Consider the following 23,650-nt stretch of genomic DNA (forward strand, 5'->3'; position numbering starts at 1 on the left):
GAGTGTTCGGATTGGAACGAAGGTGCAGACACTGCGCGTTTCGTCCCCAAGTCTCAGGCTCCAGCGCTTGGAAACGGCTGCCTTAGGAACATCGCCATGAAGCCAGCTTTACATACTGGCTTTAGCACACAAAAGGTTACCGGATGTCGTAGGCCCTCCAGCCACGTGGCACACGGTCGGCGGGCCGGTTCGTGTTGTGCAAAATCCTGCGCCGGCCCGCTGCTTTATGCCCTGCTATATTCAAACGTGTTCAACACAGAAACGCAGCTGCCGGCGCACATTGAAACCTTCTATGGCGCGCGGCCGCTGCACGGTGCACGCACCATCCATCTCTCCACGATGCGGGTGGAGATCCCCTGTGCCGTGATGACGGTGTGCTGGCAGAAGCCGCCCACGGCCGGCTGCATCTCGCCGCTGACCGGGTGCGGAAACCGGAGATCCCGCTGTGCCCGCATGATGCGCAGACCGTCGCGCGAGGGATTGAACGAGGCCATGCCGCCCGTCAGGCCCATGCCGCCCAGGCGACGCATCAGTTCGGGCGACGACGGGGCGCAGGTGTTCATGATCTGCTGCGCGCCTGCGGCCTCGTCGCCTGAGTCCACTACCCAGCACTCAGGCCGGCCGCGTGCTTCCGACCAGCCCGCCATCAGGATCATGTTCGACCGGGCCCGTGCCTGCGGGTTTGCCGTGCCGAACTGCACCAGGGCGATGGTGTAGGTCTCATGCATGTTGCTGACCGCCTCGTCGAACGAGGCGAAGCGCCAGCGCGCCCGATCCGCGAAGTACTCGGGCAGCTCGCTTGGCCCACGACCTGAGACCACGGCCGGGAGGTGCCCAAGGATGCGCACCTTCTGCGCCGTGCCGAACACCTGCCCCTCGGGGCCACGGAGCCAGCCATCGGTGAGCACGTGTACTGCGCTCTCGCGCACGTAGGCGTGAAGGGCCGTCAAAGCCGTCTCCATGGTCGGTGAGGGTGTCGCCGATGCTGTCCGAGTAGTTCGGCGCGGCGTAGTCGGGGGCGAACTTGAGGCGGCCGTTCAGCACCGGGATCGGCTGCATCGGCCGGGCAGCGTTGCCCTGCAGGCCGAAGGAGTGCAGCGCGTCGGTGCTGCTAGTTTTCCCGCCCGCCTTCGGAGCGAGAAAGTGGCTGATCGCCAGAGCGCCGGCGCCGACGATGGCGGCGGAAGCGACAGCCCCGCCGAAGCTACCGAGCGAAGTAGCAAGCGCCGCGCCGAGCGGCCCGGCTGGTCCTGCCGCCGCAGTCAGCGCGACGAGAGCGACAACGGAGAGGATACTCTTGCCGACCGACCCACCGCGCCCGCCGCCGAGCGGGCGGCTGATGAACTCCACGTGGTCGTTCGCGGCCACAGCCCGCGTTTCCCACTCGGCCCGGCCATAGAACTCGCCGTTGATGGTCAGGACAGTTGGAAGCTCAAACCGCCATGCGACACGGGCAAGGTAAGCGGCGATGGTCTCCCCCATGACGGCCTGCGCGTCAGCGATCGGCAAGATGATGCCCGGATCTCCGGGGTTCTCGATGTTGTCCGGCTCGTAGAGTTGCAGGTTGTGCTTCACTGCGATCTGCATGCGGTCCCCCTCAGCGCATCCCTTCGGGCCATCGCCGAAGGATCTTCGTGGAGATGTCGGAGCGCGTGAGCGTGGTGAGCTGACAGAAGACTCCTGCGACGACGACCTCGCGACCATTCTCCATCATGAGTGGGTGGGTGCGCTGCGCCTCGACCAAGCGCATCGCCCAAGCCTCCGGGGCTTCGCCGGGGGCGCCCACGTCCGCGGCGATCTCGCTGGCCGCCTCGATGATCCGGTCGCTGATGGGGGAGATCAGGTCGTCCGGGATCGGGTAGAGTGTCCAGGCTTCCAGGCCACTCCCGGGCGACGTCCTCAGCAAGTAGCCCTCGAGGCTGTCTCGGCCCTGCGAGTGGCCGGCAATGACGAACTCGGCTTGACGCGGCGTCAGCGCCCCGAGCCCGCGGGCCTCCATGTTTTCGATGTAGGCGGCATGGGTCGCCCGAAGGTGCTCCGGCGCGACCGCGACCAGTTCATCGAAAGTGCAGAACTGTGGTGATGGCCAGTCGGCGCGCCTCGTCAACCGTGAGCTTGCCATGCTCGCCCAGCGACATGCGACGGCGCACACCGGCTGCGGTTCGATAGTCGGCGTAGTAGACGCGCCGGCCGCTCGGGAAGACGCGGGCGCCGAAGCCCTTCAGATCGCTGCACCAGAGGAAGTAAGGGGCCGGACGGATCTCTGCTGCATCGAGGACGCGCTTCGTTAACTTCGGCATTCTGTGTCACCGCCTCGCCTGCTGGTGTCACCGCAGTGTCACCGCAGATCGGCCAATGAGCGAAATTTCCCGTCGTTACCGGTGGCAGATATCAACAGGCTGAGACGAGCTAACCCTTTGATCCGTAGAACTTCTGGCGACGCTGGGATGCTCGGCGGAAGCTTCGGAAAACGGCTCCCTGCTTCCCCTCGAAGGCGACGGTGGCGACACGCGTGACCATTCTTCCCGTGCCAACCCCGATGCCGGAGGTTGCAGACTAGGCCTCGATACCCGCAAGAGCAATCGAAAGCTCGGCCGTTCGCGTGGCCAGTCAGGATGGCCGGGCAGGAACCACCGGCGATATGATTCGTTCGCCGGGTACCGATTTGCCGAAGGAGACTCGCATGTTCACCCGCCCGCTCGCCGCCGCCGCGCTCGGCCTCGCCCTGCTCGCCGGCCCGGCGCTCGCCGACCAGAAGCTGCCGCCCGAGCAGCAGACCCAGGTCGAGGGCATCCTGAAGAAGGAGGGCTTCACGAAGTGGAAGGAGATCGAACTCGACGACGGCATGATCGAGGTGGACGACGCCATCGACGCCAACGGCAAGCAGTTCGATCTCAAGCTCGATCCGAAGACCATGGAGATCGTCAAGCGCAAGGCGGAGTAGTCCGCGAGCCCTGGGAGGCCGTCTCCCGGGGCTACTTCACGCGGGTGAAGTAAGCCCCGCTCTGCGCGACGCCCTCGCCGTCCGGCTTGAGGCCCTGCCAGCGGGTGGTCAGCCGGGTGCCCTTCGTCAGGGTGAACAGCGGCTGGTCCGGCTTGTAGACCGCCACCCCGTATTTGTTGACCGTCCCGCCGTCGCCGTAGCGGTGGAACTCGACCGCGAGATCCTGTCCCTCGCGGCGGGTCCGGCAGCGGATCCTTTCGTCGCTCTGGAAGCCCTTGATCGTGAGAACGCAGCCGTTGCGGACATCCGGGGGCAGCAGCACGAGGTCGTAGTTCACGACGATTCCGGTGCCGCCGGCCGTGCGTCCGGCCGCGTGCTCGTAGCGGTAGCGGCCCTGCCAATCCTTGAGCGCGCCGTCCTGCGCCGGTTCCTGCGCCAGGGCAGCCCCCGACAGGCCGGCGAGTGCGGCGAGAACGCTCGAAATCCTGGTCGTCCGCATGGCCTCTCCCTTCGAGAGGGCGAAGCATGGCCGCCGACGCCGGCCGAGACAACCCGGCCCGCGACCCGGCTTGCATCCGCCCGCGCCTGCCGTCATATACGGCTTGGGAGGTTGGCGAGGGACGTTTCACTCGCCAACTGGGTCAGGTCCGGAAGGAAGCAGCCCTAACGAGACCGAGCGGGTCTTTGTCCAGCCTCCCACCCTTGCCGTCCGCTTGAGCCGGACGGCCCGGCCTCTTCCGAAAAATCCGACGGCGGCATGGACGAGACGCACGGCACGCTCACCGACGAGCCGGGCCTGCCCGGCATGCCCGCCGCTGCGCCGGCCGCGACGCCCTACCGGGTGCTGGCGCGAAAATACCGCCCCCAGACCTTCGACGACCTGATCGGCCAGGGCGCCATGGTGCGCACGCTGGCCAACGCCTTTTCGGCCAACCGCATTCCCCAGGCCTGGATGCTGACCGGGGTGCGCGGGGTCGGCAAGACGACCACCGCCCGCATCCTTGCCCGCGGCTTGAACTATCTGCGCGACGGCCAGCCCGATACCGGGCCGACGGTGGCGATGCCCGAACTCGGCCGCCACTGCCGGGCGATCATGGAATCCCGGCACATGGACGTGCTGGAGATGGACGCCGCCTCGCATACCGGCATCGACGACGTGCGCGGCATCATCGACGGCATCCGCTACGCGCCCACGGAGGCCCGCTACAAGGTCTACATCGTCGACGAGGTCCACATGCTCTCGGAGAAGGCGTTCAACGCCTTCCTGAAGACGCTGGAGGAGCCGCCGCCCCACGCCAAGTTCGTGTTCGCGACGACTGAAATCCGGAAAGTTCCGGTCACGATCCTGTCGCGCTGCCAACGCTTCGACCTGCGCCGAGTCGAGGCCGACGTGCTCTCCGCCCATCTGGAAAAGATCTGCGGCGCGGAGGGCGTCGCGGTCGAGGACGAGGCGCTCGCTGCCATCACCCGTGCCGCCGAGGGCTCGGTGCGCGATGCGCTCTCCCTGCTCGATCAGGCGATCGCCCACGGCGCGGGCGCGGTGACGGCGGGCAGCGTGCGCGACATGCTCGGCCTCGCCGACCGCTCGCGCATCGTCGATCTGTTCGAGGCGGTGATGCGCGGCGACGTGCCGGCCGCCTTCGCCGAGTTGCGCGCGCAGTACGATTCCGGCGCCGACCCGGCGGTGGTGCTCTCGGATCTGGCCGGCTTCACCCATCTCGTCACCCGCCTCAAGCTCGTGCCCGGGGCGGGGGCCGACCCGACCCTGAGCGAGGCGGAACGCCTGCGCGGCGCGCACTGCGCCGAGCGCCTGCCGGTGCGGGCCCTGTCGCGAGCGTGGCAGATCCTGCTCAAGGCGCTGCCCGAGGTGCAGGCCGCGCCCCGGCCGCTCGCCGCGGCCGAGATGGCGATCGTTCGCCTCGCCTATGCCGCCGACCTGCCGACGCCCGACGAGGCCTTGCGCCGGCTCCGAAGCGATGGCGCCGGTGCTGAGGGGGGCGCGGCGAACGCCTCCCGGCCGATCCCGCCCCGCGACGGCGGGTCGGGCGCCATGATGGCGCGCGAGGCGGGTTCTGCGGCGCTGCAGATGGTGCCTTCGCCTCAGCCGCGCCCGGCCCTGACCTCGGTCCCCGTCACCGCCACAGCGCCCGAGGCGGCGCCCCGCCCCGCTCCGGCCGCGCCCGCCGGGCCGCGCCTCGGACGCTTCGAGGACGTGGTCGCCCAGGCCGAGGCCGCCCGCGACATCGCCTTGAAGGTCGCCCTGGAGCGCGACGTGCACCTCGTGCGCTTCGAGGAGGGGCGGATCGAGTTTCGCCTTGCGGCCGGCGGCCGGACGAGCCTCGCCAACGATCTCGCCCGGGCGCTGGACGCCTGGACCGGGCGGCGCTGGGTGGTCGCGCTCTCCAAGGAGGAGGGTGCGCCGACGCTGGAGCAGAACACCCGGCAGGCCGAGCAGACCCGTCACCAGAACGCCGCCGCCCACCCGCTGGTGCGCGAGGTGCTGACCCGTTTCCCCGGCGCGCAGATCGTCGATGTGCGCGACAAGGTGCCGGATGCGGCAGCCGATGTGGCGACGGAGGCGGCCGGACCAGTGGAGCCGCTGCTGGACGAGACGGACGACGACGCTTAGCGCGTCGTCGCTTCTCGAAAGCCGGCGGCCTCCGTGGGGGATGATGCACGAACCGTCGCGATTGCCCTGGCAGGCCCGGGCGCGGTTGCCTAAGTGCCGAAGGCGAACCTGACCTCGACCGGAACCGGAGCGGACCCCACCATGCGCGACCTCATGGGCATCATGAAGCAGGCCCAGGCCATGCAGGAGAAGATGGCCTCGCTACAGTCGGAACTCGACTCGGTCGAGGTATCGGGCGCATCCGGCGGCGGCGCCGTGAGCGTGCGCATGACGGCCAAGGGCCAAGTGCTCGGCGTCGCCATCGATCCGAGCTTGATGGTCGCCGACGAGCGCGAGATCCTGGAGGATCTGATCGTCGCTGCCTGCAACGACGCACGCACCAAGGCGGAGGCGACCGCACAGGAGAAAATGGCCGAGCTGACCGAGGGCCTTCCGCTGCCTCCCGGGATGAAGCTGCCGTTCTAGCGCGGTCCCTGAGGAGCTGGCTGCCAGCGCCGGCTCCCTCGCGGTGCCGCTGTCATAGGTTGTATTTTGACCTCGCTCTGAGCTCGCGGCAAGCTCATTCCTGCGTCACTCTGCCGCTATCGCTTGTTGATTGTCTTTTTCCCGAAACCCTGGCGCTCGGGGTTTTTCGGAAAAGCTGATCACTATCAGCTACATAGACTTAACTCGCCGGCCTTGCGTCCACGGCTTACGGGCCTGTGGCTCAAAGATGCGTCCAAGCGACGAACGCAACTCAAAATTATGTTAAGGCAGATAACTCGCCGATCCGGTACGACATGTTGGCCGGGCCGAACGCGGCCCCCCTTAGCGAGGCTCGGCGGTTCCGTCGGCCTTTCTCCGATCAGCGCCGGCGGAACCACCGCCGCGCTCCGGGGCAAGGTGATGACGGTCCCATCTTCCCTAACCCCGATCGCGGCGCTCCTTCTCGCGACGGTCGTCGGCGCCCATCTCGGGGCGCTGCGGTGTGCGGCCTCGATGGCGGCTGCCGACGAGAGCGAGAGCCAGGTCGCCGACGCGATGCCGTCGCCGCCGATCTGTCAGGCGGAGAGCCGCAGGGAAGTGGCCTCCAGCCGTTCGGCGGCCTTGCGCGCCACGACGACCTGACGGACGCCCGCTTCCTTGGCCAGCCGGTAGAGCGAGACCAGCGCCGGATCGTCGGCGGCGGCATCCGAGGCGATCACGATCGAGTCCATGCAGGGTCCGACCGCGGTGACGAGGTCCGCCGCGTCGCCGCCCGCGGCCGCGTCGAGGCGGCAGAGCACCCAATCGTAGCTCTGCGACAGGGCGTTGAGGCCGATGGCAAGCCCCTGCGGCTCCTCCACCAGCACGTCCAGGGATGCGAAGCCGCGCTTGACCGCGTGCAACCGCGAGTCGGGAACGGCCTGGATCACGTCGGGGAACTTGGCCGCGCCGGCCACGAGGTCGGTCAGGCCCGGCTCGGCAAGGCCGGTGGCCGCACCGTTGACGTCGATCAACAGCGTCTGCCCCCGCGGGCCGAGCACCCGGGCGAGGTCGGAGGCGAGGCCCGGCTCGCCCGAGCGCAGCGTCTCGACCACGAGCACGCAGCCTCCCCCGCCATGCTCGGCGCTGCCGGCAAGCCGGGCGATCAGCCCGTCGAGATCGGCGTAGGAGGCGGAGGATCGCGCGGGAACGCTGAAGCGGCCCTGAGCCGGCGCATCGGCGCCCACCGGCACCGGGCTGGCGAAGACGGGATGATGGACGGTGGCGGTGGCGCGCAGGGAATTGGCGAAGGCGAGCGCCGGCGCGAAGCGCTCGGCCGCGGAGGCTGGGTAGGCCGCGCCGTAGACGGGTTCGTGGACGGGCCGTCGGCGCGCGGCGGGTTCGGGCTCGGGATAGAGATCGGGACCGGGGCGCGCGGGACGGACGGAGGCCGTCTCGCCCTCGTCCTCGGTACGATCCTCGCCCGGTCCGGCGGGCGGCGTCACGAGGAGGTGACGGCCGATGACGCCCGCGCCGGAGAGCAGGAAGGCCAGCACGGTAGCGAAGGCGATGATCGGCAGCTTCTTGGGGAAGGAGGGCAGATCGGGCACCATCGCGCGCGAGACGACGCGGGCATCGGCCGGGCTCGCATTCTCGGCGTCGCGCGCGGCAGCCTCGCGGTAGCGGGCGAGGTAGGATTCGAGCTGCTCGCGCTGCGACTTCGCCTCGCGCTCCAGGGCGCGCAGTTGCACCTCGCTGGTATTGCCCTTGGCCACCACGTCCTGCTGGCCCTCGACGGCGGCGCGCAGGCTCTCGACCCGCGCTCCCGCGATCTTGGCGTCGTTCTCGAGGGTGCGCACGATCCGCTCGGCCGCAGCCTTGATCTGACCCTCCAGATCCTGGACCTGCGCGGTCAATTCCTTGATGCGGGGGTGGGCCGGCAGCAGCGTGCGCGATTCCAGCGCGAGTTGCGCGCGCATCGCCATGCGGCTTTCGACGGTGCGCCGGATCAGCTCGTTGTTGGCGACATCCGGGATCTCGAAGGCCCGACCCTCCTTGATCATGTCCTTCAGGAGCTTGGCGCGAGCGCTGAGATCCGCCTGGATGGTGCGGGCCTGCGAGAGCTGGCTCGACAGCTCGGAAAGTTGCTGAGACGAGAGCGGCTGAGCCGCATTGCTGGTGCCGACGCCGATCAGGCCGTTCTTGGCGCGGAAGGATTCCACCTTCGCCTCCGCATCGGCGACGCGGGCGCGCAGGGTCTCGATATTGTTGCCGAGCCAGGTCGAGGCGTAGCGCGCCGTATCGACGGAGGCCGCGGCCAGGGAGGCGAGGTAGAGGTCGGCCACCGTGTTGGCGCCCCGCGCCGCGAGATCGGGATCGCGCGAGCGGAACTCAAAGGCGAGGATGCGCGACTTGCCGACGGGGTAGACCAGCAGGTGTTCGAGGTAATTGTCGAGGATGCGGTCCTCGGCAGCGCGCTCCATCGGGGCGGAGGCGAGTCCGAGCATCATCAGCGTGCGCCGGATGGCCGAGCTGCCCTCGGCCTGCGGGTCGAATTCCGGATTGCCGATCAGGTTCAGGCTGCGGATCGCCTGCCGGGCGAGATCGCGCGACATCGCCACCTGCACTTGGCTCGCCACGGCCTGCTCGTCGATCGGCTGTGCTTGGTCCGCCCGTTCCGCCGCGGTTCGGGCGAAGGCGGGGTCGCGGCTCTCCAGGAGAACCTTGGCCTCGCCGGTGTAGCGCGGGGTCACGACCTGAACGAACACCACGGCGCCGAGCGCGGCAATGAGCGTCGGCAGCGCGATCCAGGCCCAGGAGCGGCGCAGCACGCCTGCGATCTGCGAGACGGCCAAGCCGTCGCCGGGGCCCCCGGGCCCCTTTGGGCCGCCGGGCGGGATGGAGGACGGATCGGTCGACAGCCGGAGGCGAGGCATGGGCAGTCTTTACGCAAGGCAGGGCGCGGGCCTGGGCAGGCGACCCGTCGCTGATCAGTAGAAAGCGTTAAGGTTGACTTCGCGTTAAGACGCGGGCCGCCCCCTGCTCTGCGGGCGTCAAACCGGAATCAGCATCGATCCTTGCAAATGTTGCGATGCGCATCCGCCGGCCGGTTGGATCAGCTTTCGTTAACCATGTCGCCTTAAAGGAAGAACGAGGTTTCTCACGACAGCGATGGCGATGCAGCGGCGCGCATTCCTTCTGGCCCTCCCGTCGGTCCTGACCCTCGGTGGCTGCCTTCGTCCGGACTTCCGGACTACGGATCTCGATGCCACCGGCACGGGCTCCATCGGCGCACGCTACGCCCTCGCGGCCGGCGACAAGCTGCGCGTGATCGTGTTCGGGCAGGACAACCTGTCCAACATCTACGCGGTGGATGGCGGCGGGCGGATCGCGATGCCGCTGATCGGCGTGGTTCAGGTCGGCGGTCAGACCACGGCCCAGGCCGCACGGTTGATCGAGTCGAAGCTCGCCGCCGGCTACGTGCGCGAGCCGCACGTGACCGTGGAGGTCGACGCCTACCGGCCCTTCTACATCCTCGGCGAGGTGACGACCTCCGGCCAGTATCCCTACGTCAACGGCATGACCGTGGAGACGGCGGTGGCGATCGCGGCGGGCTTCGGGCCGCGGGCGGCACGCGATTACGCCGTCCTCACCCGCGACGGACCCGGCGGCCTCATCAACGGGATCGTGCCCATGTCCTACCCCGTGCGACCGGGCGACACGATCGTCGTCAAGGAGCGGTTCTTCTGATCCTGAAGCTGCGCGCCTCGGCGGATCACAGCTTCGCCCGGACGGCAGCGTTCATGGACGCCTAACCGCGATCCGCGAAAACTGCGGATGCGGGCCTCACGAGCGCCGTTCGAGGCGCTTTCGAGCGGGCCTCTTAACCCTGCACTGACGGGACGGACGCCATCTTCGCGTCGGATCGGGCCCCGCTCTCGGGATCGCCCGCGCGGAGACCGACGCCGTGGCCGCCCCCATCGCCGCCTCACTGACCGCCAATCCCGCCGTGCCCCCGGTGGCGGACCTGCCCTCCCTCGGCACGGGCGGTGAGCGTCACCGCATCCTTCACGTCTTCCGGGCGCCCGTCGGCGGCCTGTTCCGCCACGTGGTCGACCTGACCCGCCTCCAGGCAGCGGCAGGGCACGCGGTCGGCCTCGTCTGCGATGCCTCGACCGGAGGCGAACGGGCCGAACGGGTGCTGGCCGATCTGGCGCCTCATCTCGCCCTTGGCGTCGTGCGCGTTCCGATGCGCCGCAACCCACATCCGCGCGACCTTCAGGCGATGAAGGCCGTGCGCGAACGGGCTCTGGCGGTGGGGGCGAATGTCCTGCACGGGCATGGGGCCAAGGGCGGCGTCTTCGCCCGGCTCTCGCCTCTCGGTGCGGCGGGACACGGGGTGATCCGCGCCTACACGCCCCACGGCGGCAGCTACAATTACCGGCCCGGCACTGCCTTGCACCGGCTCTACATGGCGGCGGAGCGGCTCATGGCCCGCTCGACCGATCTGTTCCTGTTCGAGAGCGAGTACGTCGCATCTCGCCACAATGCCTATGCCGGCGGGCCGCAGCGGCTCGCGCGAATCGTCCATAACGGCATCGCCGAGGCCGAGTTCGCCCCGGTGGGAACGGTGCCCGATCCGTTCGACCTCGTCTATGTCGGCGAGTTGCGCGAGGCAAAGGGCTTACCGGTGCTGCTGCGGGCCCTCGCCCGCCTCCACTCCGAGGGCCGTAACCTGCGGCTTCTGATGGTGGGCTCAGGACCGGATACCGAGAGCCTCACGGCCATGGCCGGAGCCCTCGGGCTTGCCCAGGCCATCGCCTTCGAGCCGCCTCAGGCGATCCGCCCGGTGCTCGGCCGCGGCCGCGTCATGGTGGTTCCCTCGCTCGCGGAGTCCTTGCCCTACGTCGTCCTCGAAGCCGCAGCCGCCGCTCAGCCGCTCGTGGCAACCAATGTCGGCGGCATTCCCGAGATTTTCGGCAGCCTCTCCCGCGATCTCGTTCCGCCGGGCGATTGCAGCGCACTCAGCCGCGCCATCGCCCGCATCCTCGATGAGACGCCGGAGACGCGGGAGGGCCGCGCCCGCGCTCTCAGCGCCTCACTACGGACCCGCTTCTCCATGGATCGCATGGCGGCCGACGTGCTGTGCGGCTACGCGGCTGCCTTGCGCGCGCGCGCGCCACGGCCCTTCGCGATCCCCGCCTCGGCCTGACCCGGCGCGACGAGCCCTGCTTCGTGGGCTTGCATGCGCAGGACCAAATTCCTGGGCCGGGACAGCGTCGCATTAAGAGTTTCTTGTCGGTTCGCCGGTACGGTCGAAGCCGGAGGCTGACAGTTTTCACGTGGAACACTGCGATGAGTGCCATCGACGTCCGTGACCTGCTCAAAGCAGCCGGGCAGGCCGGCTCGGCAACGCCGGTCCCCGCACCGCTGGGGCTCGGCGAGGCGAATGCCTCCGGGGTCATCCAAAACGCGTCCTCGCCACGTCCCACCAGCCCCTGGCTCTCGCCGGTCGTGCTGACGGGCTGCGTGCGCCTGTTCGAATTCTGCGGGCTGATGCTGCTCGGCTTTGCCCTGCATCAAATCCTGCTGCGTGGGATCGTGCCCCTGGCACCGCGCTATCCCGCAGCCATCCTCGCCGTCACCCTCGCGGGGCTCGGCCTGTTTCAGGCCTCCGGCAGCTACCGGATCGGCGCCCTACGGGATTTCTCCAAGACGGCAGCGAAGCTCGCCACCGGTTGGTCGATCGCCTTCCTGATGGTCGCGGCAGCCATGGTGCTCGGCAAGATCGCCGACCATTACTCGCGAATCTGGCTGCTGGGCTACTACGCGGCCGGCCTCGCCTTCCTGTTCGCGAGCCGGACGGCGGTCTCCCTCTTCGTGCGACAGCAGATGGCGAAGGGCCGTTTCGATCGCCGCACCGCCATCGTCGGCGGCGGCCCGGCCGCCGAGGAGATGATCCGGGCGCTGGAGGCCGGCGGCGACCAAGGCATCCGCATCGTCGGCATCTTCGATGACCGGGGCGACGAACGCGCCGGCACCATGGTGGCGGGCTATCCGAAGCTCGGCAATGTCAGCGACCTCGTCGCCTATGCCCGCAGCAACACCGTCGATCTGGTGGTGTTCACCCTTCCGATCTCGGCCGAGGCGCGCATCCTGCAGATGCTCGCCAAGCTCTCGGTGCTGCCGGTGGACATCCGCCTCTCGGCACATGCGGCCAAGCTGCGGCTGCGCCCGCGGGCCTATTCCTATCTCGGCGGCGTGCCGCTGCTCGACCTGTTCGACAAGCCGCTCGCCGACTGGGATGTCATCCTCAAGGGCATGTTCGACCGTCTCGTCGGCCTCGCCCTGCTGTTGATGCTGTCTCCGGCCATGCTCGCCGTGGCCATGGCCGTGAGGCTGACCTCGCCCGGTCCGGTGCTGTTCCGGCAGAAGCGCTACGGCTTCAACAACGAGCTGATCGAGGTCTTCAAGTTCCGCTCGATGTATGTCGATCAGTGCGATGCCGGCGCCGCGCAGCTCGTGAGCAAGTCCGATTCCCGCGTCACGCCGGTCGGCCGCTTCATCCGCAAGACCTCGCTGGACGAGTTGCCCCAGCTCTTCAACGTGATCCGCGGCGACCTCTCCCTCGTCGGTCCGCGCCCGCACGCCCTCCAGGCGAAGGCCGCCAACACCCTCTACGATCAGGTCGTGGACGGCTACTTCGCCCGCCACAGGGTCAAGCCCGGCATCACGGGCTGGGCTCAGATCAACGGCTGGCGCGGCGAGACCGACACCAGCGAGAAGATCCAGCGCCGGGTCGAGCACGACCTGCACTATATCGAGAATTGGTCGATCCTGTTCGACCTCAAGATCCTGCTCACCACGCCGCTCGCGCTCTTCAAGACCGACAACGCGTACTGAGGATCTTCGGGACTTCGAACGGGAGAGAGCCCGGGATGCGCCGTCGCGCCATCCCGGGCTCTCGTCATTTCAGGGCGCGCCACCTGCCGACGGCGCGCGTCCGGCGCTAGGGCAGCGCGCCGGCCTTCTCCTTCACCTGGGTCATCGTATCCTGGCAGGCGGCCTCCTGGCCGGCCTTGTCCTGCTCCTTGGCCTTGGCGAGCAGCTTGCGTGCCTCTTCCACACCGGCCTTGGTCGGCTTGGTCGAGGGGTCGGAGGGGGCGCCGGCCGGCGGCTTGTCGAGGGCCTTGGACGAGCCCGAGGAGGTCGGGCCGCCCGGAGGCTCCTTGCCCGTCACCTGTTCAGCGCCGGCGCTGTTGAGGCGCCGCTCCACCGCGGCGATGTCGTCCTTACAGGTGATCGCCAGGGCGGGTCCCGCCGCGACCATCAGGCCGAGGGCGACGGGCAGGCTGAAGGCTTTACGCATGGGCTTGCATTCTCCGATCGATCCGCGCGAGCCGGCTGTGATGCCGTCCGCTTTGGCCGGAGAAAGCCGATGGGACCCACCCGCGGTTCCGCCGCTGCGACGCTTCGCCCGGGTGCTTCCGACATGAGAAAGGGTGCGGATCTCGCGATCCGCACCCTTCTTTCGTCCCGATGTCTTCCGGAATTCAGCGCATCAGCTGAACGAGCGCCTGACCGGCCGGACCGGTCAGCTCCCGGGCGTCGATCGTGCCGTCGTTATCCGGATCGGCGGCCTTGAAGTACATCTCGACGGCGGCGAGATATTCCTTCTTGTCGAGCGTGCCGTCGTTGTCCGGGTCGAGCTTCTTGAGGTCGGCCTCGGTGAGGCGGCCCTGCAACTCCTTGGCGTCGAGGGTGCCGTCCTTATCCGGATCGAGCTTGTCGAAGGCGGCCGACGCAGCGGTCTGAGCTTCCTTGAGATCGATCGTGCCGTCCTTGTCCGGATCGAAGGCAGCGATGTCGACCTTGGTCGTGGTCGGCGCGGCGTAGGCCGGAACCGCGACGAGCGCGGCGAGAAGAACGGCAGAGGAAAGACGGAACGCCATCGGCGGCAAACTCCTGGTCGAAGGGCCCGGTCGGACCGGGCGGACGGCAAAGTCGCAGGGCGGCGGGCAGGACGAGGTGCATCGAGCGCCCCGGCCATCCGGCCTCGCTTCGACTTGCGTAACTTGCCCGGGAAAGTTTGGCAATAGGAAGGGCCCCTATTCGGGCGCCTTTTGCCCTACCTGCCCTGTGCCGAGTCCCACACATGTGAAGGCGGCGCGGTTCAATCAAGAACCGCGCCGCCTTTCAGGGTTCGGGTGCCCCGGGACTTGTGGGCCCGGGAGCGTGGTGTGGGGTCGCGCGGGGCTTTAGCCCTTGCGGACCAGCGGCTCGATGATCGGAGCCGGCGGCGGGGGCTCGAACAGGATGCGCAGGCCGCCGAAGGCCGCCACCGGCGCGCCGGGCGCGAGACTGCGGTTCGAGGTGGCATTGGGCACCGAGATGATCGGAACCTCGTTCACCGGCGAGAAGGTGCCGAAGGTGGCGTACTTGGTGTTGAAGGCGTTCTCGACGTAGCCGTAGAGCTCGATGTTCGGAGCGATGCGGTAGCTGGTGTTGAAGCCGAACACCGCGAAATCGCCGGTGGTCTTGTTCTGGTTGGTCGGGTCGCCGACGAGGAACTTGCCCGTGGCGAAGCGGGCGAGCGCGCCGACGCGCCATTCCGGCGTGACCTGATACTGCAGGCCGACCTTGAGCTGATGCGGCGCGACGCCGGGCAGGCGGTTGCCCGGCCGCACGAGCACGACGCCGCTCTCGTCGCCGCCCGCGCTGTTGAACGGGTTGCCGGGTGCCGCGAGTTCGACCGGCGACTCGAACGTGGCGTTGACGAGGGCGTAATCGACGAAGGCGCTCCAGGTCGGCGTGTTGTAGAACAGGCTCACCTCGGCGCCCTGCCGCTTGGTCGAGCCGACGTTGCGGAAATAGGCGCGACCGATCGTGTCGGGAGCCGGCACGAACAGGATGTCGTCGTCGTTGCGGGTCGTGAAGAAGCCCGCCTTCCACGAGAAGATGCCGCCGAAGACGTCGTCGGGCTGCGGGATGCGGCCGCGCAGGCCGGCCTCGACGGTGCGCGCCACCACCTGCTTCAGGGGCGGATCGCCGACGAAGAAGTTGGTGAGCGAGCAGGGCGCCTGCGGGTCGGCGCAGGACAGCTCGGCCGGGGTGGGCGCGCGGTTGGCTTCCGTGTAGCCACCATAGGCGACGAGGTAGTCCGGGATGATCTTGTAGGTGGCGCCGATGCCGGGGTTGAAGCGCTGGTAGTAGTGGTCGCCGTTGAGCGCCGTGCCGATCTGGTCGCGCAGGATGATCTTGGCCATGTTGAACCGGCCCTGCAGCGTCAGGGTCAGCCGGTCGGTCAGGTCGGTGTTGTTCGAGAAGTAGATGCCGCCGTAATCGTTCGAGGTGCGCACCGAGACGGGCGTGATGATGCCGTCATCGCTGGAGACGACCACGCCGGGGAGCGAGAAGCCGCGGTCGAAGGTGAGGCCGCCGATGGAGTTGTCCGCGGTGAAGCGGGTGCGACCGCCGTCATAGGAACCGCCGAGCACGAAGCGGTTCGGCAGGCCGAACAGCGATTCGCGCACCACCGTCTGGACCGTGGCGCCGAAATTGTCGGTGTCGGTGCGGGTCTGGTTCAGGAAGGCGTAGGGGCCGCCCTCGTCGAAGCGGTCGGCGAAGACCGGGTTGACCGCGCCGAAGTTGAAGGTGCGCAGGCGGTCGACCCGGACCGGGTTGCCGGTGCGGTCGCGCAGGAAGAACTGGTTGTCGTCCGCGCCCTCGGAGCAGACGAAGCGCTCGTCGACCTCGCAGTTCTCCACGTCGGCGGCGTCGCCGTTGGCGGTGCGCTGGCGGAACAGGCCGTAATAGGCATTGCCCTGCACGCTGATGGTGGGCGTGACGTCGTAGGTGCCCGAGAGCTGGAAGCGCAGGAAGTCGTTCTTGGTCTGGTCGGGATAGGTGAACACGTCGGCGCGGTTGGCCTTGAGCAGTTCCACCGGGGCGGTGCCGTTGCCGGTGAGGCTGTTGCTGGCGCCGATCACGTTGAAGTGGAACTCGCCCCGCTCCGCCTGGACGCCGAGGTCGGCGTAGATTTGGTTGAGGCGCGAGGGCGAGTGCTTGCGCCAGCCGTCCTCGCCGAGCTTGGTGCCGGCGACGTAGAGGCCGATATTGTCGATGCGCTGGCCGTGCTGGAACGCTACCGCGCCGCGGCCGAACGAGCCGCCGAGCAGGTTCAGTTCGGTGCCCTGGTAGGTGAAGCCGTTCTTGAGCGTCACCGCCAGCGAGCCACCAAGCGCGTTGAGGCCGAAGGCCGGGTTCGATCCCTCGAGCTCGATCCGGTCGACCGCGATGTCGGGGATGAGATCCCACTGCACCGTGTCGCCGAAGGAGGTGTTGAAACGGGCGCCGTTCAGGTAGACGGCCACGCCCTGCGGCGAGCCGCCGAGCGGCGAGGCCTCGAAGCCGCGATAGGTGATCGTCGGCTGGAAGGGATTGCCCTGCGCGTTGTTGATGCTGATCGAGCCGACACGCTCGTCGAGCGCGCGCACGGTGCTCGGGAAGCCGACCCGCGAGACGTCGCCGGCGGTCAGAACGCTCGTGTTCTGCGGCAGCTTGTTGCGGTCGATGCCGTCGAGCACCGTCACCTCGCGCAGACCCGAGGGGGTCGGGGTCGTCACCACACGGCGCGAGGCCGCGACCGGCGTATTCGAAACGACGCTGATCTCGTCCAGCGTCACGGCCTGTTGGCCGCCCGCGCCCTGCGCCATCACCTGTCCCGGAAGCAGCGCAACCGATGCGATGAGGCTGCCTCGCAGCACCCGCATAGTCATTCCCCAGCCCTTATCATTCGTGCTTGCCGCCCCTTGGATGGGACGGTTGCCGGATGTTGCTGGAGGCCGGAGGCCGCGACAATCGCCGCAGCGCCTCTGGGGGATTATTTATGATGAAACACTCAAGCTTACCGAAGCCGCGTGCTGTTACGGCAACATATTTCTCGCTGTTCTTCAGACACTTACGGACAAAAAGGCAGAGTGATCCGGGATCATTCGGCAATAATACAAAACACACATGGCCGAAGCATGGAACACGATTCGACTGCGGCTGAACGCAGCCGGCAAGATGACTTAAAGTAGAAACTTAGCCTGCAAGTCGATACCCCGGGCACGGGGAGCGTTGTCGGAAGACTTCACAATGATCGCCAGCCGTGCCCCGGGCCGATGCCGGGGCACGCGCGGAACGTCCGCTTCCGTCCGGATCAGAGGCGCGACTGGATGCGGCGGGCGACCTCGCCCAGGCGCTGCTCAAGGATCGTCGGCACCTCGCAGACGTAGGAGACCGACTGGTTGCGCTCGTCGAAGATGCGCCGGTCCCAGTTGAACTGCGTCTCCAAGTCCGTGGCTTCCTTGGAGGCGACCTTGGTCGGATCGGATTCCGGGCTGTCCTTGAGCTCGCTCACCTTGTCCGCCTCGTCACGGATGCGCTCGGCGAGACGGCGCTGGCCCTGAGCGTAGCGCGTGATGCCGTTCATCACGGTGCTGCGCTCGCCGTTGATGACCTCGAACACGCCGGCGAAGACGCGGGTGAGGCGCTTGCCCTTCTCGGCCGGATCGACCTTCGCCGCGAACTCGTCGAGCAGCGTGTCGACCTCCCGCAGCTCCGTACGGCGGGAGGCGAGCTTGCGGGCGAGCTGGGCCGCCTCCCGGTCGTTGCCCCATTCCCCGGCCTCGGCGAGATCCGGGCCGGTCCAGACCGAGCCGTAGCCGAGCGTCGTGACCTTGCGCTGCGGGCAGGGCCAATCCGGATCGGCCTTGGGCTGCGCCAGAGCAGGGCTCGCGGCGAGGGCGAAGAGGAGGACGAGCGGAAGGCGAACGCTGTGAGGGGGCATGGGCAAGCTCATCGGGGATGTCTCAGGCGGCTTCGCCGGCCGGTCCGCCCCGCCGAGCCATGATGCCTCGGCCCGGATCGTAGGCGATCGCGGCGAGCGCGAAGAACAGGAGGCCGGTTCCCACCACCACGGCGCAGGCGAGCGGCTCGAAACGCCCGTAGAGGGCGAAGCGCACCAGTTCGACGGCGTGGGTGAACGGGTTGGCTTGGCAGATCCAGTAGAGCCATTCGCTCGAGGCCCGGACCTGCCAGAGCGGATATAGGGCAGAAGAGGCAAAGAACATCGGGAAGATCACGAAATTCATGACGCTTGCGAAGTTCTCGAGTTGTCGCACCAGCGAGGATAGGAACAGACCGATCGCGCCCAGCATCAGTCCCGAGGCCAGGAAGGCGGGCAGAGCGGCGAGGTAGCCGACGGGCGGAATGCCGGTCTCCCAGAACCACGCGATGGCCAGAAACGCGTAGGCCTGCACGATCGAGACGCTGACGCCGGCGATCAGCTTGGCGAGCAGCAGCGACCAGCGCGGATAGGGCGAGGTGAGCAGCACCTTCATGGAGCCGACCTCGCGGTCGTAGACCATGGAGAGCGAGGATTGCATGCCGTTGAAGAGCTGGATCATCACGGCCAGCCCCGGCACCACGTAGGCCTCGTAGAGCACGTAGGTCTCGTAGGGCGGCGTGATCGAGGTGCCGAGCGTGTTGCGAAAGCCCGCCGCGAAGATGAACAGCCAGACCAGCGGGCGCACCATCGCCGAAAAGAAGCGCTCCTTCTGGTGGAAGAAGCGCAGCAACTCGCGGCGCACGATGCCGCCGAGCGCGATGAGATAGCCGACCGCATCGAGCCGGCCCGCATGGGGAACCGGTGTCGCGGCCTCCTCGGTGCGGGCTGCGACGCCGGATTGCGACGAAGAACTCATGACCGGAAACTCATGCGGCGGACTTCACGGTCTCGCGGCCGGGCTCGGCGACGAGGCGGCGGAAGGCGGCTTCCAAGCTCTCGCCGGGTCCGGCGATCTCCCCGGCGCGGCCCCGGGCGACGATGCGGCCCTTGTGGAGCACGACGGCGTCGTCCTCGGGCGAAATTTCCTCGAAGATGTGGGTCGCCCAGAGCACCGAGAGGCCTTCCTCCCGCACCAGGGCGCGGACGATGGCGACGATATCGGCGCGGGATTCGAGGTCGAGCCCCACGGTCGGCTCGTCGAGCAGCAGAAGGCGCGGCGCGTGGATCAGCGAGCGGGCGATCTCGATGCGCCGCGACTGGCCGCCGGAGAGGGTGCGGATCTTGTCATCGCGCCGCTCGGCCAGCCCGACGCGGGCGAGCAGGGTCGCGATGCGCGCGCGCGCGGCGGAGCGGGCGATGCCGTGCAGGCTCGCGTGGTAGTGCAGGTTCTGCGCGACGGTGAGGTCGGTATCCAGCGTCCGGGCCTGGAACACCACGCCGAGGCGGGCGAGCGCCCGCGAGGGCTCCCGGTCGAGGGGATGGCCGAGGATCGAGACCCGGCCCTCCTGATTGTTGTAGAGCCGGGTGATCACCGAGAACAACGTGGTCTTGCCCGCGCCGTTGGGGCCGAGCAGCGCCATGAAATGCCCGCGCTCCACCGTGAGCGACACGTCGTCGAGCGCGGCACGCTGCCCGAAGCGGTGGCTGACGCCGGCGACCTCGAGGGCGGCGCTCATTTCGGCAGCGCCCGCCGCGCATCGTCGAGGGCTTCCAGGCACTCGTCGAACTCGCCCTCACCCTGCTCGCGCTCGGCGATCTTCAAGGCGCGCTTGAGCTTTGGCGGCACGGCGTCGGGCGCGAGCTTTTCCGCCTGCGCCTTGACCGTGGCGATGCCGTCGGCGCAGGCGGCCTTGTCGTCGGCGAGGGCGGGTGTGGCGAGGAGGAGGGCGGCCAGGAGGGGGCCCACCCAAAGCCCTCCCCCCTCCGCCGGGGAGGGTGCCTGCGGAGCAGGCGGGAGAGGGGCCGGCTCCGCACCATCCGGAAGCGGCGCCCCCCTCACCCGACCTCCTTCGGGGGCCACCCGTTCCCGCAGAGGGGAGAGGGGGTTGTGCTTGCGCTTCATGAGATCGCTCATCTCACTTCACCGTGATCGTGCCGGCCATGCCCTTCTCCTCAAGACCTTGCGCGTACCACTTGTACGCACCCGGCTTGATGGCGACGAACTCGATGGCAATCTCGCCGGGATCGTCGAATTCGAGGTGATCGGGCGGGCCGCCGCCGTGGATCTCCTTGTGCTCGATCACGATCTGGTTGAACCAGATGTAGCGGAAGAATTCGGGCGCGTAGAACTTGTATTCCTGCCGCCCCTTGGCGACGATGCGCAGGCGGTAGGCCTTACCCGCCTCCAGCTCGATATCCCGGTTCTCCACCACGAAGTCGTTGCCCTCCTCGTTGCCGAGAACGAGGTCGGGCAGGTTCTGGCGCTTCTTGGTGAGGTCGAGGGCGCCAGCCGGGGCGCTCGCGAGCATCAGGGCCGCGGCGGCGAGGCCGAGGCGCGTCGTCCATTTCATGTCCGTTTCCTCCCTGCGCCGCCTTTGAAAGGCGGTCCGTCGGTTATTTCTTCGAGATCGCCACGCCCCAGGGCAGCAACCCGACCGGGATGCTTTTCACCACCTTCAGCCCGTCCACGTCGATCACCGACACGTCGTTGGAGGTGCCGTTGGTCGTGTAGAGCTGCTTCTCGTCCGGGGTGAAGGCGAGCTGCCAGACGCGCTGGCCCACGGGGAGGTACTTCTGCACCTCGTAGGTCTTGGCATCGACCACGGCGACGCGGTTGGCCGGACCCAGCGCCACGAAAGCCTTGGTGCCGTCCTTGGTCAGGCGCACACCCACCGGCTGGATCTGCTCGTCGGTGACGCTCGGGATCTTGAAGGTGATCTTCTTGATGACCTTGCGGGTGGCCACGTCGATCACCGAGACCGTGCCGCCGACCTCCGCCGAGACCCAGAGGTATTTGCCGTCCGAGGAGAACTCGGCGAAGCGGGGCCGCGCATCGACCAGCACGTTATCGATCACCTCGAAGGTCTTGGTGTCGATGAAGTGGGCCATGTTGGTGGTCTCGGAGGTGTTCACGAGGATCTTGCCGTCCGGCGAGAGCCCCATTCCCTCCGGCTCGACCCCCACCGGCACCTCGGCCAGAACCTTGTTCTTCTCGATGTCGAGGATGGTGACCTGGCTGTCGTCCTCGTTGGCGACGTAGAGCGGGTTGCCGCTCTGATCGAGGATGAACTGCTCCGGGTCCGGCCCGGAGCGCAGCGAGCGGACCACCTTGCCGGTCGCGGTGTCGAGCACGTCGATGCGGTCGTCGTCGCTGGCGCAGACGAACAATTCCTTGTCGTCCTTCGACAGCGTCACGCCGCGCGGGCGCCGCCCGACCTTCCAGGTCCCGGTGACCGCCATCGTCTGCGTGTCGATGACCGAGACGGTGTTGGCCTTCTCGTTGGTGACGTAGGCGGTGAAGGCCTGGGCACTCCCCGCCGTCCCGAGCCAAGCGACCACGGGTAACGCGCCCGCGAGCAACGCACATCCCAGCCCTGCTCTGACGCGAGCGACCATCGGCATCCTCCCTGTCGTCACTGGCGCTTGGATGCGCCGCGGATGAATTCGTCTTGAGGGCGACATGGCCCTCACGACCCGGCGTCTCAAAGGAAAAACGGGTGAGGGACGGCTCCGCGGCGGGCGGTCGATTGCCGCATCATCCCCGCCCGCCCTCCGATGGGCCGGGACCTTGCCCGTTCCGGCGCCGACGGCATTTGCAAACCATCACTTCAGCTTGCACGCGGTCTCGGGCTCGTCGGCCCCGAGGGTGTCGAGCGGCGTGCGCTGGTGGATGAAGCCCTGCTCGGGCGCCACGGAGACCATGGCCTTGGGTTGAACCACGATGATCGGCTGGCGCAGCTGGTGGTCCCAGGGGCGGTAGGTCAGTGAGACGCCCTTGTAGGCCGGCAGCGAGAACTCGGGCGTGACGAGGTGGGCGGCGATCACCGCCGGGTCGGTGCTTCGGGTCTGCGTGGCCGCCTCGCCGACGCTGCGGACAGCCGACCAGACCTGATAGTCGAGCGGCTTCATCAAGCGCCCGGCCAACCGCCGGAAGCGGTTCTGCGCCTGGGCGGCGCCCCAGGTCTCCAGGGTCGGGTGCCAGGTCGTGGCGATCAGGCCCTGCGTGCCGGCCACAGGGCGGGGATCGACCGTCCGATAGGGCACGTACTCGCCCCAGTCGCCCTCCTCGTCGGCGACGACGGCCATGTCGTAGTCGAGCCCGCGGGTGAACACCATCGCCTCGGCCCGGGTCGGCGTGTCGCCGCGTGCGCGGGCCAGCGGCCCGAAGGTCCAGGGCTTCTCGGCGGTGATCTTGAGGCCGAACTTGCGGGCGGAGTTCTTCATGGCCTCCGCGTAGGCCTTGTCGCGCTCGCTCGGGCCGACGATGAGGAAGATCTTCCGCCAGCGCATCAGTGTCATGTACTGCGCCAGCGCGTCCGTCTGCATGGCGCGGCTCGGCAGCACGTGGAACAGGTTGGCCCGGCAATCGGCTCCGCGCAGGCGGTCGTCCGGCGCCCCGGCGTTGAAGACGACGGCCCCCGTTCCCTTCAGCGCGTCGGCCACCGCCAGCACCTCGTCGGCCGGCAGCGCCAGCGCGAAGAAGCGCACGCCCTTGTCGGCCAGTTCCTTGGCCGCTTCCACAGCGCTGCGCTCGCCGTCGAGGGCGACCTCGTCCAGCGCGTAGGTCTGCTTGGTGAAGCGGCCGGTGGTGTTGTTGTCCTTCACCGCCATGCGGGCGCCGGCGACCCCGAGATCCTCGGGCTCGGCCTCCGCATCGTAGGAGGAGGGCGCGGGCACCGGCCGGTAGAGGATGGCGACGCGGGTCTCGGACGCGGGCGCGGGCGCCCCCGCGGCCGGCGGCTCGCCGGTCGCGGCCTTCGGCTCCTGAGCTTGGGCGGAAATGGGAATGCCCGGACCGGCGATGAAGCCGGCGGCGAGGGCGAGAAGGAGCGGGGCGGACGAGCGCATTGCCAGGCAGGCTAGCAACATCTTGCCACCTGCCTCAACGACGGAAGCATAAGATTTTTATAAGATTCAGAGGCGGATGCGCCCTCCCGACTCCCGCCCGAACGGCTAACGAAGGCGGCGCCGCCGATCGGACGGCAAGGGTCGTGAGGTTGCCAAATCCTCCGGGGACGCGAGTTTAGGGATGGTTCGCGCGGCCCCGCGCCCGACCCCAGGCTTGAGCCCCATGCGACTTCGCGCCTCTCCGTCCCGCCTCCGCTCCGCGCTGGCCGCGCTCGCCCTGGCGCCCGCGCTCGCGATTGCCTCCGGCAGCGCGGCGGTGGCCGAGGAGGCTGCCCGCAAGGCCGCGATCTTCCCGGCCGAGGTCAACGACCCCACCCTCGCCTACGGCCGCAAGCCCCTTCCCGCCGACCAGAAGCGCCTCGAACTCGTGACCGACGGTCTGCGCAAGCAACTCGTCGAGAAGGGCGGCCTCGAGAGCGTCGATCTCGGGCCCCAGGCCGAGGAGATCCGCAAGGAGAGCCCGCTCTACAAGTGCAACGGCTGCACCGGACCCATCGCCAAGGCGCTCGGGGCGGAGCTGGCCGTGACCGCGTTCGCCGACAAGGGCGCCAACCAGCTCTTCAGCCTCGTCGTCGTCATCGCCGAGGCCGAGACCGGCAAGGTCGTGCGCCAGGGCCAGGTCGTGATACGAGCCAACACCGACGACGACTGGTCCCACGCCGTGCGCTGGATCGTGAAGAACCGCCTGCTGGCCGAGCCGCTGCCCGGCCGATCCTGAGGGTGGGGCTTGCGC

At 68.4% G+C, this 23,650-nt stretch carries 23 protein-coding genes and 1 other RNA gene; 8 read left to right on the top strand and 16 right to left on the bottom strand.

The genetic code is table 11. From position 1 onward, the window contains the following. Positions 1-290: 290 nt before the first annotated feature. The 4 genes from BY998_RS21255 to BY998_RS21270 are packed head-to-tail and all read right to left on the bottom strand — an operon-like array spanning position 291 to position 2,300. The gene (locus BY998_RS21255) at positions 291-728 is read right to left on the bottom strand and encodes a hypothetical protein (RefSeq protein WP_110353697.1); all 438 of its coding nucleotides are present in this window, start codon (positions 726-728) and stop codon (positions 291-293) included. Further along, the gene (locus BY998_RS21260; protein WP_181425583.1) at positions 721-1,587 is read right to left on the bottom strand and encodes a hypothetical protein; all 867 of its coding nucleotides are present in this window, start codon (positions 1,585-1,587) and stop codon (positions 721-723) included. The genes BY998_RS21255 and BY998_RS21260 overlap by 8 nt, the downstream gene beginning before the upstream one ends. 10 nt (positions 1,588-1,597) lie before the next feature. Next, a complete protein-coding gene (locus BY998_RS21265; protein WP_146221825.1) occupies positions 1,598-2,107 on the bottom strand; it encodes a hypothetical protein in 510 nt (169 codons plus the stop codon). After that, complete coding sequence (locus BY998_RS21270) at positions 2,058-2,300, bottom strand: Arm DNA-binding domain-containing protein (protein ID WP_245421690.1); 243 nt, start codon at positions 2,298-2,300, stop codon at positions 2,058-2,060. The genes BY998_RS21265 and BY998_RS21270 overlap by 50 nt, the downstream gene beginning before the upstream one ends. A 383-nt stretch (positions 2,301-2,683) precedes the next feature. On the opposite strand from BY998_RS21270, the gene BY998_RS21275 reads away from it, so the two are divergent. Next, complete coding sequence (locus tag BY998_RS21275) at positions 2,684-2,944, top strand: PepSY domain-containing protein (RefSeq protein ID WP_110353699.1); 261 nt, start codon at positions 2,684-2,686, stop codon at positions 2,942-2,944. A 31-nt stretch (positions 2,945-2,975) separates the two neighbouring features. Here BY998_RS21275 and BY998_RS21280 read toward each other — a convergent pair whose 3' ends face one another. Next, entirely contained in the window at positions 2,976-3,443 is a 468-nt protein-coding gene (locus tag BY998_RS21280; protein WP_110353700.1) for a DUF5991 domain-containing protein, read from the bottom strand. Between the two features lie 104 nt (positions 3,444-3,547). Between BY998_RS21280 and ffs the strand changes: the two genes are divergently transcribed. The 3 genes from ffs to BY998_RS21295 all read left to right on the top strand — a co-directional run bounded on the left by ffs (position 3,548) and on the right by BY998_RS21295 (position 6,038). Then, positions 3,548-3,646, top strand: an RNA gene (ffs, locus tag BY998_RS21285) — signal recognition particle sRNA small type. Positions 3,647-3,701: 55 nt separating this feature from the next. Continuing rightward, positions 3,702-5,573 (top strand): DNA polymerase III subunit gamma/tau, encoded by a 1,872-nt coding sequence (locus tag BY998_RS21290; RefSeq protein ID WP_110353701.1) that lies wholly within the window; start codon positions 3,702-3,704, stop codon positions 5,571-5,573. A 141-nt stretch (positions 5,574-5,714) separates the two neighbouring features. Beyond that, positions 5,715-6,038, top strand: coding sequence for a YbaB/EbfC family nucleoid-associated protein (locus tag BY998_RS21295; protein WP_110353702.1), 324 nt, complete (start codon positions 5,715-5,717; stop codon positions 6,036-6,038). Between the two features lie 575 nt (positions 6,039-6,613). Here BY998_RS21295 and BY998_RS21305 read toward each other — a convergent pair. Continuing rightward, on the bottom strand, positions 6,614-8,953 hold the full coding sequence (locus BY998_RS21305; protein WP_110353704.1) for a GumC family protein: 2,340 nt from the start codon (positions 8,951-8,953) through the stop codon (positions 6,614-6,616). A 235-nt stretch (positions 8,954-9,188) separates the two neighbouring features. Here BY998_RS21305 and BY998_RS21310 point away from each other — a divergent pair, with 235 nt between their 5' ends. The 3 genes from BY998_RS21310 (at position 9,189) to BY998_RS21320 (ending at position 12,920) form a co-directional block, all read left to right on the top strand. Further along, the gene (locus BY998_RS21310) at positions 9,189-9,767 is read left to right on the top strand and encodes a polysaccharide biosynthesis/export family protein (protein WP_110353705.1); all 579 of its coding nucleotides are present in this window, start codon (positions 9,189-9,191) and stop codon (positions 9,765-9,767) included. Positions 9,768-10,035: 268 nt separating this feature from the next. Then, complete coding sequence (locus tag BY998_RS21315; RefSeq protein ID WP_245421694.1) at positions 10,036-11,229, top strand: glycosyltransferase family 4 protein; 1,194 nt, start codon at positions 10,036-10,038, stop codon at positions 11,227-11,229. Positions 11,230-11,372: 143 nt separating this feature from the next. Continuing rightward, the gene (locus tag BY998_RS21320; RefSeq protein WP_110353707.1) at positions 11,373-12,920 is read left to right on the top strand and encodes an undecaprenyl-phosphate glucose phosphotransferase; all 1,548 of its coding nucleotides are present in this window, start codon (positions 11,373-11,375) and stop codon (positions 12,918-12,920) included. A 106-nt stretch (positions 12,921-13,026) separates the two neighbouring features. Here BY998_RS21320 and BY998_RS21325 read toward each other — a convergent pair whose 3' ends face one another. The 10 genes from BY998_RS21325 to BY998_RS21375 all read right to left on the bottom strand — a co-directional run bounded on the left by BY998_RS21325 (position 13,027) and on the right by BY998_RS21375 (position 22,857). Beyond that, on the bottom strand, positions 13,027-13,386 hold the full coding sequence (locus BY998_RS21325) for a hypothetical protein (RefSeq protein WP_110353708.1): 360 nt from the start codon (positions 13,384-13,386) through the stop codon (positions 13,027-13,029). Between the two features lie 184 nt (positions 13,387-13,570). Then, positions 13,571-13,969, bottom strand: coding sequence for an EF-hand domain-containing protein (locus BY998_RS21330; RefSeq protein WP_110353709.1), 399 nt, complete (start codon positions 13,967-13,969; stop codon positions 13,571-13,573). Positions 13,970-14,275: 306 nt separating this feature from the next. Next, on the bottom strand, positions 14,276-16,789 hold the full coding sequence (locus BY998_RS21335; RefSeq protein WP_110353710.1) for a TonB-dependent receptor: 2,514 nt from the start codon (positions 16,787-16,789) through the stop codon (positions 14,276-14,278). Between the two features lie 431 nt (positions 16,790-17,220). Then, positions 17,221-17,850, bottom strand: coding sequence for a hypothetical protein (locus tag BY998_RS21340; protein ID WP_110353711.1), 630 nt, complete (start codon positions 17,848-17,850; stop codon positions 17,221-17,223). Between the two features lie 22 nt (positions 17,851-17,872). Beyond that, on the bottom strand, positions 17,873-18,766 hold the full coding sequence (locus tag BY998_RS21345) for an ABC transporter permease (protein WP_110353712.1): 894 nt from the start codon (positions 18,764-18,766) through the stop codon (positions 17,873-17,875). Positions 18,767-18,776: 10 nt separating this feature from the next. Then, complete coding sequence (locus BY998_RS21350) at positions 18,777-19,526, bottom strand: ABC transporter ATP-binding protein (protein ID WP_110353713.1); 750 nt, start codon at positions 19,524-19,526, stop codon at positions 18,777-18,779. Next, on the bottom strand, positions 19,523-19,756 hold the full coding sequence (locus BY998_RS21355; RefSeq protein WP_110353714.1) for a hypothetical protein: 234 nt from the start codon (positions 19,754-19,756) through the stop codon (positions 19,523-19,525). Before BY998_RS21355 ends, BY998_RS21350 begins: the two co-directional genes overlap by 4 nt. A gap of 169 nt (positions 19,757-19,925) precedes the next feature. Next, a complete protein-coding gene (locus BY998_RS21365; RefSeq protein ID WP_110353715.1) occupies positions 19,926-20,360 on the bottom strand; it encodes a hypothetical protein in 435 nt (144 codons plus the stop codon). Positions 20,361-20,403: 43 nt separating this feature from the next. After that, the gene (locus BY998_RS21370) at positions 20,404-21,405 is read right to left on the bottom strand and encodes a YVTN family beta-propeller repeat protein (protein WP_110353716.1); all 1,002 of its coding nucleotides are present in this window, start codon (positions 21,403-21,405) and stop codon (positions 20,404-20,406) included. Between the two features lie 207 nt (positions 21,406-21,612). After that, positions 21,613-22,857, bottom strand: a complete 1,245-nt coding sequence (locus BY998_RS21375; protein WP_110353717.1) for an ABC transporter substrate-binding protein — start codon at positions 22,855-22,857, stop codon at positions 21,613-21,615. A gap of 223 nt (positions 22,858-23,080) precedes the next feature. On the opposite strand from BY998_RS21375, the gene BY998_RS21380 reads away from it, so the two are divergent. Continuing rightward, positions 23,081-23,635, top strand: coding sequence for a DUF3280 domain-containing protein (locus tag BY998_RS21380; RefSeq protein WP_110353718.1), 555 nt, complete (start codon positions 23,081-23,083; stop codon positions 23,633-23,635). The last annotated feature ends 15 nt before the right edge of the window (positions 23,636-23,650 follow it).

Origin of the sequence: Methylobacterium sp. B4 (assembly GCF_003201865.1) — a bacterium.
Taxonomy (GTDB): domain Bacteria; phylum Pseudomonadota; class Alphaproteobacteria; order Rhizobiales; family Beijerinckiaceae; genus Methylobacterium.

Coding starts and splice junctions, on each gene's coding strand:
- BY998_RS21255 (WP_110353697.1), bottom strand. CDS start 728: ATGCATGAGACCTACACCATCGCCCTGGTGCAGTTCGGCACGGCAAAC.
- BY998_RS21260 (WP_181425583.1), bottom strand. CDS start 1,587: ATGCAGATCGCAGTGAAGCACAACCTGCAACTCTACGAGCCGGACAAC.
- BY998_RS21270 (WP_245421690.1), bottom strand. CDS start 2,300: ATGCCGAAGTTAACGAAGCGCGTCCTCGATGCAGCAGAGATCCGTCCG.
- BY998_RS21275 (WP_110353699.1), top strand. CDS start 2,684: ATGTTCACCCGCCCGCTCGCCGCCGCCGCGCTCGGCCTCGCCCTGCTC.
- BY998_RS21280 (WP_110353700.1), bottom strand. CDS start 3,443: ATGCGGACGACCAGGATTTCGAGCGTTCTCGCCGCACTCGCCGGCCTG.
- BY998_RS21290 (WP_110353701.1), top strand. CDS start 3,702: ATGGACGAGACGCACGGCACGCTCACCGACGAGCCGGGCCTGCCCGGC.
- BY998_RS21295 (WP_110353702.1), top strand. CDS start 5,715: ATGCGCGACCTCATGGGCATCATGAAGCAGGCCCAGGCCATGCAGGAG.
- BY998_RS21305 (WP_110353704.1), bottom strand. CDS start 8,953: ATGCCTCGCCTCCGGCTGTCGACCGATCCGTCCTCCATCCCGCCCGGC.
- BY998_RS21310 (WP_110353705.1), top strand. CDS start 9,189: ATGGCGATGCAGCGGCGCGCATTCCTTCTGGCCCTCCCGTCGGTCCTG.
- BY998_RS21320 (WP_110353707.1), top strand. CDS start 11,373: ATGAGTGCCATCGACGTCCGTGACCTGCTCAAAGCAGCCGGGCAGGCC.
- BY998_RS21325 (WP_110353708.1), bottom strand. CDS start 13,386: ATGCGTAAAGCCTTCAGCCTGCCCGTCGCCCTCGGCCTGATGGTCGCG.
- BY998_RS21330 (WP_110353709.1), bottom strand. CDS start 13,969: ATGGCGTTCCGTCTTTCCTCTGCCGTTCTTCTCGCCGCGCTCGTCGCG.
- BY998_RS21335 (WP_110353710.1), bottom strand. CDS start 16,789: ATGCGGGTGCTGCGAGGCAGCCTCATCGCATCGGTTGCGCTGCTTCCG.
- BY998_RS21340 (WP_110353711.1), bottom strand. CDS start 17,850: ATGCCCCCTCACAGCGTTCGCCTTCCGCTCGTCCTCCTCTTCGCCCTC.
- BY998_RS21345 (WP_110353712.1), bottom strand. CDS start 18,766: ATGAGTTCTTCGTCGCAATCCGGCGTCGCAGCCCGCACCGAGGAGGCC.
- BY998_RS21350 (WP_110353713.1), bottom strand. CDS start 19,526: ATGAGCGCCGCCCTCGAGGTCGCCGGCGTCAGCCACCGCTTCGGGCAG.
- BY998_RS21365 (WP_110353715.1), bottom strand. CDS start 20,360: ATGAAATGGACGACGCGCCTCGGCCTCGCCGCCGCGGCCCTGATGCTC.
- BY998_RS21370 (WP_110353716.1), bottom strand. CDS start 21,405: ATGGTCGCTCGCGTCAGAGCAGGGCTGGGATGTGCGTTGCTCGCGGGC.
- BY998_RS21375 (WP_110353717.1), bottom strand. CDS start 22,857: ATGCGCTCGTCCGCCCCGCTCCTTCTCGCCCTCGCCGCCGGCTTCATC.
- BY998_RS21380 (WP_110353718.1), top strand. CDS start 23,081: ATGCGACTTCGCGCCTCTCCGTCCCGCCTCCGCTCCGCGCTGGCCGCG.